Source organism: Frankia sp. RB5 (genome assembly GCF_059816245.1).
Map to the genome: position 1 here is coordinate 26,171 of NZ_JCBATA010000082.1, position 9,641 is coordinate 35,811.

Here is a 9,641-nt window from a genome sequence, read left to right on the forward strand (position 1 = left end):
GCCGTCATCGGGAATCAGATTGGTCCCCGGGCCGATCTGCGTCATCAGGATTCGCTCGCGCCAGCGGGTCGAGCCGGTCCAGCTTCCGCTGCAGCGCCTCATTCCCACCGTGCCAGCGGCTCGCCTCCGCCGGCTGGTCATCCGGCGACCCGCCCGCGTCCCTCCCCAGCGACTCGGCGCGCAGCTTCTCCGCCCTCTCCCGCATCGAACGGTAGAGCCGCTCGTCCTCCCACTCCGCCTCCTGCTCGGCGGCGAGGCGGTTCATCACCTCGTCCCGGTCGCGGGCGGCCCAGGTGCGGCTGAACGCGCCGTCCCAGTCGACCGGCCGCAGCGGCTTGCCCGCCGACGCAACCTCGGACGACGTCTCAGGCGAGGCCTCGGACGACGCCTCGGGATCGGGCTGCGGCTCCTCGTGCGGGCTGGCGGGCATGGCGGACCTCCCTGCGGCCGGGACTACCGGTAATGATCCCACTCCCACCCGTGCCCCGTCCCCGGGGACGTCAGCGAGACGGAGAGCCCTTCGGGTCGCGCCCCGGCCACTCTCCCCGTCAACACAGTCGGGACTGTTCCGTACGGTACTGCACCGAATACAGATAAGCTGCCCAGAGGTTCACCATCCCCGCTGGTGGATGGTCTCGGTACGCGTCTGGTCATGGCCGGTAGGGGGTCGGTTGAAGGACGTTCCGCTTGGGTTGCCGGCCATCGACTTCCGTATTCATCGTCTGCGCGCCAACGAGGCGGGTGGGCGGCACGAGTTCGAGCAGATGGTCACGTCCCTGGTCGACCAGCTGTGCGGGCCGGCCCACGGGGTCAGGCCGAATCCCGGGGACTGGGGTATCGACGTCTTCACCGGCGACCTGTCGGGCCGGGTACGGATCTGGCAGGTCAAGTACTTCATCGACGGCGTCGGGAAGCACCAGCTCGACGCCGCCCGGGGCTCGTTCCGACGCGCCTGCCAGGAAGCGGCGACCCAGGGATTCGATATCGACGGCTGGGCGCTGTGCGTTCCCGTCAGCCTCGACGGCCCGACGACCCAGCGTTTCGACCGCTGGCGGGAGGAACGGACCCGGGCGACCGGCATTCCCATCGACCTGTGGGACGAGACCCGGCTGCGCACGCTGCTGATGCGGGCGGACTGCGCCGGCATTCGACGCGTCTATTACGGACGTTCCGAGGAGGATCCGGCCCCGGCCGTCACGACGCGGCTGCGGGTCCGTCCCGACGAGGATGTGATCGACGCCGGCGAGCCGGCTGCCGGCCGCTGGCACGGTGGCGCCGAGCTGCGGATCACCGCGGGCAGCTACCTGCTGCACGACCCGGTCACCGAGTGGACCGACCCGCAGCGGTCCTGGGTGCTGCGCGCGTGTGCCGCCCGGGAGCTGGAGCCGGGCTCGCGGATGGCGCGCGTCCGTCACCTCCGTGTCCGCCGCCCGACGGTCGACGCGTCCCAGCGCCTCGCCGATCTGCGGACGCAGGCCGAGCTGCTGGGCCGGCTGGGCGCGACCCCGGGGCTGCCCGCGCTGCTGGCCCAGGACGGCGGCACCGAGCACGCGACGCTCGTCCTGTCCGCGCCCGAAGGGCGGCCGTGGCGGGAGGTCCACGGGCGCCTCGCCCCCGGGACGACGCACGGCGGGACGACGCACGGCGAGGTGGACCGGATCGCGGCGGCGACCGTGCTGGCCGACGCCGCACAGCTGTGCCGCACGGTGGCGCACCTGCACCGCCGCGGCCTGTCCCACCGCTGGCTGACACCGGACGACGTCCTGATTCCCCGCGCGGGCCGGGCCCGGGAGGTGGTGGCCCTGCGCGATCTGGGTCTGGCGGGGATGCGCGAGATCCCCGGCGCGGGCGGCCCGCACCTGGCGCCCGAGCAGCGCCACCCCAACGCCGATAGCGCCGGTGGCGCGAGTAGCGCCGGTGGACCGTCGCCGGTGCCGCGTCGGACTCCTGGCCCTGCGACGGACGTGTACCAGGTGGCCGTGCTCGTGCTCACCGCGATCGGCGGACGTCTGCCCGCCGCCTCCCCGCCGTCGCTCTCGCCGCTGCCCGCGCCACCCCGATCTCCCTGGGGCGCCGGCCTCCCGGGCAGCGCGGGCGCCGCGGTGGGTGCCGTGCTTCCCGAGGATGTGGACGCCCTGCTCGCCCGGGCAGTCGCCGTCGGCCCGGGCGAGCGGCCAACCATCGATGAACTGGCGGACGGGCTGCGGGCCGGCCGGCGCCGGCTGTCCGTCGACGGGCCCCGACGCAGGCCCGAGTCCGAGCCCGGGGAGCGGTCGCCGTGACCACGCGTGCGGTCACGCTGCGGTGGCCGCTGGCCGTCATCCCCGCGCAGCGGGCGATCGAGCAGCTCGACGGCCAGCCGGGCCGGCTCGTCGACGAGCTCACCGAGCTGTCGGCCCGCGGAGCGCTGCCCGCCCGGCTCGAGGCCGAACGCAACGATCCGAGCCGGCGCAGACTCGTCGTCTACACCAGCCGTCACGTCGCCTCGCTGTACCTGACCCAGCAGGGCGACGGGTATCGGCTGGGTCATGTCGGCCGGCGCACCTTCCGCGACGAGGACCGGCTGACGACCGCCGCGCTGCTGCTGCACTGCCCGTCCGGCTGGCGCGCCTTCGGGCACGTCCGCGACCTGCCGCGCGGTCGGGGCGCTTTCGACCAGCCCTGGTCGTCGCAGTTCGCCGAGCTCAGCCAGGCCTGGGACGCGCTGACCACCAGCGCGCCGGACGGGTCCCCCGCGTCCGGCGGTACACCCGTGCCGGGGCAGGGCCTCCCACCGCACCATCGGCGGTATCTCGACCTCGTCGAACGGGTCATCGAGGCTAGCCGGGACATCGAGGTCGCTCGTCAGGAACTGGCGCCGCCGCTGCCGTACGCGCGCCGCGAGGCGACCCGGGAGCAGCGCTTCTCCGGCCGGGGCGTGTACGCGTTCCATCTGGCCCGGCCGGGAGGCGTCGCGGCCAACGAGCTGGTGCAGATCGCCGACAAGCCCGAACTGCGCGGCCGGGTCGTCCGGGTGGACGGCCGGGAGGTCGTCGTCCGCTTCGACCAGACGGTGGACTTCCGCGCCCTTCCCCCGCAGGGTGAGCTGCGGGTGCTGCCCAGCGACCTGGTCTACCGAAAGCAGCGGGCCGCGGTGGAGACCCTGGCGAACGGTGAGTCCGCGAACCCGGCCCTCCTGCACAACCTGGTCGACGGCGCCTTCCAGCCCTACCAGCCGGAGGCCTCGGCCCATCCGCGCAGCGCCCTCGACGACAACCAGCTCGACGCGTTCCGCCGCGCGCTGACCGTCCCCGACCTGCTGCTGGTCCTCGGCCCACCCGGCACCGGGAAGACGCGGACGATCACCCAAATGGTGCTGGCCTGCGTCGCCCGTGGCCAGACGGTCCTCGTCACCTCGCACACGAACCGGGCGGTGGACAACGTCCTGGCCGGTCTGCCGGACGACGTCCACGCCGTGCGGGTCGGCAACGAAGGCTCGATGACCACCGGCGCCCGGGCCCGCACCGTCGACAGCCTGATGGAGGTCGTCCGCCGGGACATCCTCGCCGACACCGCCCTGCTCGACCGGCTGGCCTCCTTCGAGCGCAACGAGCCGGTGCTGCACCAGTGGCTCGACCATCTCGTCGACCGCCGCGCCGCCGCCGAGGACACGCGGACCGCGCTGGACGCGGCCGAGCGGGCGCTCGACGACGCGGTGGACGCGCTCTCCCCCGATCTCGCCTCCGCCCGCCGCCGGGCGGACGCCGACCACGACCGGGCCCGCGTCCGGGTCGCCCACCTGGACCAGCTGCTCGCCTCGCTGCGTAGCGCCGTCCCGGTCCGTCAGGCCGCCGCGGACGCCGGTGGGCCGCTGGGCTGGTGGCACCGGTGGCGGCTGGGCCGGCTGCATGCCCGGCTGATCCGCGCCGGCGCTGGTCGGGCCGCCGCCGAGACGGAGCTGACCGGCGCGGTCGCCACCCGTGAGTCCCTGCGCGCCCAGGCCGCCGCCCTGGCCGCGAACGATCCGCGCTGCGCCCCGCTCACCACCGAACGGGACGACCTGGCCGCCTCCCTCACCGAGTGCCACCAGGACCTGGACCACGCGGTGACGGTCATCGTCAGCGCACTGCGGCCCCTGCTGCCGGTACCCGACAACCTCCCCCTGCCCGGCCGCGGCCCTGCGGAGGGCGGCAGCGTCGCGGAGGGGCGCGGCGCGACGTCGGATGGTGCCCGGTCCGCGGCGGACTCCGCCGGGTGGGAGGGGTTTCTCGCCTGGGCCAGGGGTGCGGTCGAGACGGTGCGTGCCCGCGGTGTGCTGCTGGCCGAGTGGCGGTCCCGGATCGGCGACGCGGAGACCGAGCTGCGCCACGAGCTCGTCCGCTACGCGCAGGTCGTGGCGACCACCTGTGTCGGGACGGCCAGCAGTCCGTTGCTCACCGACATCGTGTTCGACGTGGCGATCATCGATGAGGCCGGGCAGATCTCGACGCCGAACATGCTGGTGCCGATGGTGCGGGCCCGCCGCTCGGTCCTCGTCGGCGACCACTTCCAGCTGCCGCCGTTCCTCGACGAGGACGTGCGGCGCTGGGGGCAGCAGCTCGCGAGCGGCGGCGACGGTCTGACGCCGGACGACGCCCGAGAGATCGGTGAGCTGCTCGCGGCGAGCGGCTTCGAGCGGCTGTTTCCCCGCGTCGGGCAGGCGCAGCGGGTCGAGCTCACCCTGCAGCGCCGGATGCCCGTCGAGCTCGCCCGCTTCGTCTCGGACGCCTTCTACCAGGGCCGGCTGCAGACGCGGCACGACGGCGGCGGCGGCGACCCGATCTTCCGAAGCCCCTTCGGGATGATCGACACCTCCGACCGCCACGCCTCCGAGCGGGCCGAACGCGCGCTGCGCGCCACCGAGCCGTGGCAGCAGCGCGGCTACGTCGACGAGCTGGAGGCCGAGCTGATCGCCGGGTTCGTCACCCGCGCGGCCGGCTACTACGGGGACTGGGCGGTGATCGTCCCGTACAAGGCGCAGGCGGCGCGGATCGAGGCGGCGCTGACCCGCGAACTCGGCGACCCGGGCCGCGTCACCGAGAACATCGGTACCGTCGACTCGTTCCAGGGCGGTGAACGAGACCTGATCGTCTACGGTTTCACCCGGAGCAATCCGACCGGCTCCGTCGGCTTCCTGTCCGAGCTGCGCCGGCTCAACGTCGCCATCACCCGTGCCAAGCAGCAGCTGGTTCTCGTCGGCGACACCGAGACGCTGTGCTCCGCCGGCGACCAGCCCTTCGCGGCGCTGGCCCGTCAGCTGGTCGGCTACCTGCGGACGAATGGTGACCTGCGCGGCTCCACTGAGGTCGGACGACTCCTTCGGGACAGGCCGTGAGCAGCCGGTGAAGGCGGTCCTCTACCCGGCCCGGCGGGCGCTGGAGAACGCCGCGACGATCCCCGGTGTCCGCCCGCTGCGGCTGTTTCCGGTGCTGTGGCCGCTGTGGCAGGTGGAGATCAGCGCGTCCGTGCACGATCCGCAGGCGTACGAGGTGCTCGACCATTTTCTGGTCCGCGCCGTCGCCGAGGGCCGGCTGGAAACCGTGGACGAACTCGCCGCCTTCTTCTCCCTGCCCGCCGCCCTCGTCCGCCGCTGCCTGGACTTCCTCGCCGCGATCGGCCACCTCACCCTCGACGGCGCTCTTCGCGCCGATGGCGGGCGGGTGACGCTGACCCCACTCGGAACGGATTCGTGGCGGGCCGGCGTGCGGTATGTCGCCAGGGAGAGCCGCCAGCACCTGATGTTCGAGCGGTTCACCGGCTGGCCGTTTCCCCGGGCCTACTACGACGGCAAGATCGACGTTCTGCCGACGCCGTCGATCCCCGAGGACCGCGCCCCCGGCTACACCCGTTTCCGTGCGCTGTTCGCCCCCACGCCGCTGCTTCCCGGCGCGGTGGCGACCCTCGCCGCCCGCCCCGACCGCGCCGACTACAACGTGCCCGCAGCCCTCGGCCCGATCCAGGAACTGGGCACCCGCGAGGGCTACCTGCCGTGCTATCTCATCGAGACCGCCGGGCACGGACTGCTCGCCTACTGCGCCGTCTCCGACGAGCGGGACGAGTTCCTCACCGGGGTATGCCGACAGATCGACTCGGCCCGCTTGCTCATCGAGGCGGAAAGCGCGGGCGACCCGCAGGAGATCTGGACGGCCTGGCTCGCCCGGTTCGCCCACGGCACGGGAACCGCCCGTCAGACACCCCCCGGCCTGTGGCGCATCATCCTTCCCCGGACCAGCTTCGGCGACGGAAAGCTCGCGCTGTACCGCCTCGGCTCGTTCGAACTGTCGAAGAACCACATCGCCCAGCTCTGGTGCGAGGACGAGAACCTGCGCCGCACCGCCCTGCGCGACCGCGCCCTCGCGATGACCAGCCGCCGCGACCTCACCACCATCACCGACCTGCTCCACGCCGTCGAACCCACCGCCCGCGCCCTGGAGGTCCCCTCCCCCGCCCTCGCCGACCTGCGCGACCATGCCCGCGCCACCAACGCCCCCCACCTCCTCGGCCGCCTCGACCTCCTCGCCGGCGCCTGACCCCGATCCTCCGTGCGCACGGCCCACGAGACCCAGCCCTCGGCGAGATATCCTGCCCGGCGGCGCCTGACCTTTGATCGTGTCGACTGGCAGGATGTGACCCGCGGCGGCTGCTGGCCAATGCCCTCGATATGCTAATCCGGCGGCCACCTTCGGGAGGACAGGGTCGCTGAGCACCGCGCCCGCATCGACGAGGCCCTCGGCGGAAGAATCGAAGTCGTCGCTGACTTCGGCGACCGGCGAGTCGTCCTGAGCTGATCGGTCCAGGCTTCGAGCTTCAGTAGCCACCTCTGCCGACCATGGCCTCGCCCCGCCCGGGAGGCGGCTACGTGCCCGCGGGTCCGGCGTCGAGGTCGGGCCCGGCGACGGCGGTAGGTGTGTCGGCAGCGGTAGGCGTGTCGGCTGCGGGGGGGACGGTTTTTGCCCATTCGGCCCAGGAGGCGAGAGCCTCGTAGAGGCGGATGCCGGCTTCGATCGTCACGCGCATGGAGCGGGACTGCGGGCTGTCGCCGAACTCGCCGCGATCCTTGGCCTTCGCGTAGATCCGGTAACGGGCCGCTGATTCGGCGAAGAACCGCGCCTCCGCGTCGAGATGGGCCCGCAGATCGTCGGGATCCATGAGCCAGAAGAACAGGGAGCGCAGCAACGGCTGCACCCGGATGGTGTGGTCGACATCGGCGGTGGTCAGCCAGCGGCGGATCTCGGCGAGGCCGGCATCGGTGATGCGGTAGGCCTTACGGCGGCGCGGGCCCTCAGCGTCGACCTCGATGAGTTCTTCGTCGGCCAGCCGGCGAAGTTCCGCGTAGATCTTCGGATGCTGGGCCGGCCAGACCTGCCCCAGCACCTCCTGGAAACGTCGGGCCAGGTCATAGCCGCTGGCCGGCCCTTCGGCGAGCAGCCCGAGCAGGCCGTGGCGCAGTGACATCACGACCTCCCGGCGCATCGCTCCAACCGAACCATCTTGACATGTCCCCTCGGACATGTGCGATGCTGCACGCCACCGCGACATGTCCATAAGGACATGTCCTAAGGGAAACGACGTGGGGAGATCCTCGTGAGCGACAGTGAGGCGGGGCGCGGCGTCCTGGTGACGGGCGCGGCCGGCGGGATCGGCGCGGCCGCCGTACGCGCCCTCGCCGAGCGGGGGCATCCGGTGTTCGCGGCGGTGCGCACCGAAAGCGAGGTCAGCCGCGCACTCGCCGACCTGCCCGGAGTACAGGTGATCACGATGGACGTCACCGATCCGGAGGGCGTCGAGGCCGCCGCCGCGCGGGTCGGCCGTGCCGTCGGCGGCGACGGTCTGCGGGCGGTCGTCAACAACGCCGGAATCATCGTCCAGGGGCCGCTGGAGCTGGTGCCGCCCGCGGAGCTGCGCCGACAGTTCGAGGTGAACACGTACGGCCCAGCCCACGTCACCAGGGCGTTCCTGCCGCTACTGCGTGCCGGCCACGGCCGGATCATCAACGTCACCGCGCCGTCCGCCCGCGTCCCGGTCCCGTTCATGGGGCCGATCTCCGCGAGCAAGGCCGCCCTCGACGCGCTGACGGCCGCGCTGCGGGTGGAGCTCGCGGCCTGGAAGCTGCCGGTGGTGCTCGTCGAACCCGGCACCACCCAGACCGCCATCTTCGACCGGTCCGACGCCGCGGCCAAGGTGGCACTGAGCGCCGCGGCGCCCGACCGGCTCGCTCTCTACCAGCCGCAGCTCGCTGCACTGACGCAGGCCAGCGCCCGGCTGAAGCGCGGCCCGGTCGACCCCGTCGCCCGGGCCATCGCGACGGCCGTGACCGCGCGCGCCCCGCGCCGCCGTTACGTCGTCGGCGATGCCCGCGCGGTCAGCGTCCTCGTCCGTCTTCCCGCCGGACTTCGCGAACGCCTCCTCACCACCCTGCTGGGCCTGCGCGGCATTCACGCCGACCACCACCAGCACCGGGCCGCCTGACGGTGTCGAGATCAGGAGCGTCGGCCCGCTCGTCCCGATCCACCGGCGAGAGGACGGCGGCGAGCAGGCCGGGGAAGCGGGCCTCCAGGTCATCGTGACGGATGGTGACAATGCGGCGGCGGCCCTCGACCGTGGTGGATGTCAGGCCGGCCTCGCGCAGGAGGCGGTACTCGAACGGCACCTCTCCATGCCCGCGCCACCGGCGCCGGACCGCCGAGATCCACGCCCGGCTGACTCTCCACACAGCCGTGACACCTGCGACACCTAGATCAAATCAGATAGTATGTAATCATGATCGCGGTGACTGCCACTCACGCGGCGAGAAGCTTCGCCGCCATCCTCGACGCCGTCGAGCACGGCGAGACCGTCGTCATCACCCGCGACGGGCTCCCGGTCGGCCGACTCATCCCCGAACGGCGCACGTCCGCCGACCGGCTCAAGGCCGCGCTGCGCGACAATCCGACGGATGCCGGGTTCGCCGACGACCTCGAGCGCGTGCACGACGAACTGCGTTCAGCCTTCACCGATGAGGTGCGCACATGGCCCGGCGAGTGATCGTCGATACGGGTGTTCTCATCGCGATCGAGCGTGGCAGGCTCGACGTGGACGCGGTCCTCGGCCTCGACGATGCCGCCATCGCCGCGATCACCGCGATGGAGCTTCTGGTCGGCGTCGAACGCGCGGACGAGGCACGTCGTCAAGCCCGCGCCGTTCACGTCGAGGCAATTCTGGCAAGCCTTCCCGTCGAGCCCTACACCATCGGCGTGGCACGGGTGCACGCACGCCTGGCGGTCGCCGCAATGGCGGGGGGACGGCCGCGGTCAGCCAACGACATGATGATCGCGGCCACCGCGGCCGCGACCAGCCGCGTCCTGATCACCACGGACGCCAGCGCCGGTTTCGACCAGCTGACAGGGGTCAGCGCCGAGATCGTCAAACTCTCCTAGTACTCCAGCCCGACTTTTGTGATCGTTTAGGTCTGGTGCGTCATGGTTGGGCGGCGGGGCTGAGCAGGGACCCTGGCCCGGGAACGAAAAGGACCACCGGAGATCCTCGCGGTTTGTGACGACACGTGAAGATCAGCCGGTGGCCGTGTGCCCCAGCGTAGACCCCGACGGGTGGCTTGAAGCATTCGAGGGGCTCGCGGGCCGGCT

8 protein-coding genes are annotated in these 9,641 nt (G+C 72.5%); 6 read left to right on the top strand and 2 right to left on the bottom strand.

Going from position 1 to position 9,641, the window contains the following annotated elements:
* Nucleotides 1-4: 4 nt before the first annotated feature.
* The gene (locus AC6EXY_RS29650; protein WP_499818587.1) at nucleotides 5-430 is read right to left on the bottom strand and encodes a hypothetical protein; all 426 of its coding nucleotides are present in this window, start codon (nucleotides 428-430) and stop codon (nucleotides 5-7) included.
* A 241-nt stretch (nucleotides 431-671) separates the two neighbouring features.
* Here AC6EXY_RS29650 and AC6EXY_RS29655 point away from each other — a divergent pair, with 241 nt between their 5' ends.
* Genes AC6EXY_RS29655 through AC6EXY_RS29665 form a run of 3 tightly spaced genes read left to right on the top strand, consistent with a single transcriptional unit; the run spans nucleotide 672 to nucleotide 6,548 of the window.
* Complete coding sequence (locus AC6EXY_RS29655; protein ID WP_499842439.1) at nucleotides 672-2,282, top strand: hypothetical protein; 1,611 nt, start codon at nucleotides 672-674, stop codon at nucleotides 2,280-2,282.
* The gene (locus AC6EXY_RS29660) at nucleotides 2,279-5,353 is read left to right on the top strand and encodes a DEAD/DEAH box helicase (protein WP_499818585.1); all 3,075 of its coding nucleotides are present in this window, start codon (nucleotides 2,279-2,281) and stop codon (nucleotides 5,351-5,353) included. The genes AC6EXY_RS29655 and AC6EXY_RS29660 overlap by 4 nt, the downstream gene beginning before the upstream one ends.
* Before the next feature lie 7 nt (nucleotides 5,354-5,360).
* Entirely contained in the window at nucleotides 5,361-6,548 is a 1,188-nt protein-coding gene (locus AC6EXY_RS29665) for a hypothetical protein (protein WP_499818584.1), read from the top strand.
* Between the two features lie 325 nt (nucleotides 6,549-6,873).
* Here AC6EXY_RS29665 and AC6EXY_RS29670 read toward each other — a convergent pair whose 3' ends face one another.
* The gene (locus AC6EXY_RS29670) at nucleotides 6,874-7,473 is read right to left on the bottom strand and encodes a PadR family transcriptional regulator (RefSeq protein WP_499818583.1); all 600 of its coding nucleotides are present in this window, start codon (nucleotides 7,471-7,473) and stop codon (nucleotides 6,874-6,876) included.
* 129 nt (nucleotides 7,474-7,602) lie between these two features.
* Here AC6EXY_RS29670 and AC6EXY_RS29675 point away from each other — a divergent pair, with 129 nt between their 5' ends.
* The 3 genes from AC6EXY_RS29675 to AC6EXY_RS29685 all read left to right on the top strand — a co-directional run bounded on the left by AC6EXY_RS29675 (nucleotide 7,603) and on the right by AC6EXY_RS29685 (nucleotide 9,434).
* On the top strand, nucleotides 7,603-8,487 hold the full coding sequence (locus AC6EXY_RS29675; RefSeq protein ID WP_499818582.1) for an SDR family NAD(P)-dependent oxidoreductase: 885 nt from the start codon (nucleotides 7,603-7,605) through the stop codon (nucleotides 8,485-8,487).
* 291 nt (nucleotides 8,488-8,778) lie between these two features.
* Nucleotides 8,779-9,042 (top strand): type II toxin-antitoxin system Phd/YefM family antitoxin, encoded by a 264-nt coding sequence (locus AC6EXY_RS29680; protein ID WP_101834610.1) that lies wholly within the window; start codon nucleotides 8,779-8,781, stop codon nucleotides 9,040-9,042.
* Nucleotides 9,027-9,434 (top strand): PIN domain-containing protein, encoded by a 408-nt coding sequence (locus tag AC6EXY_RS29685; RefSeq protein ID WP_101834608.1) that lies wholly within the window; start codon nucleotides 9,027-9,029, stop codon nucleotides 9,432-9,434. The genes AC6EXY_RS29680 and AC6EXY_RS29685 overlap by 16 nt, the downstream gene beginning before the upstream one ends.
* Nucleotides 9,435-9,641: the final 207 nt, after the last annotated feature.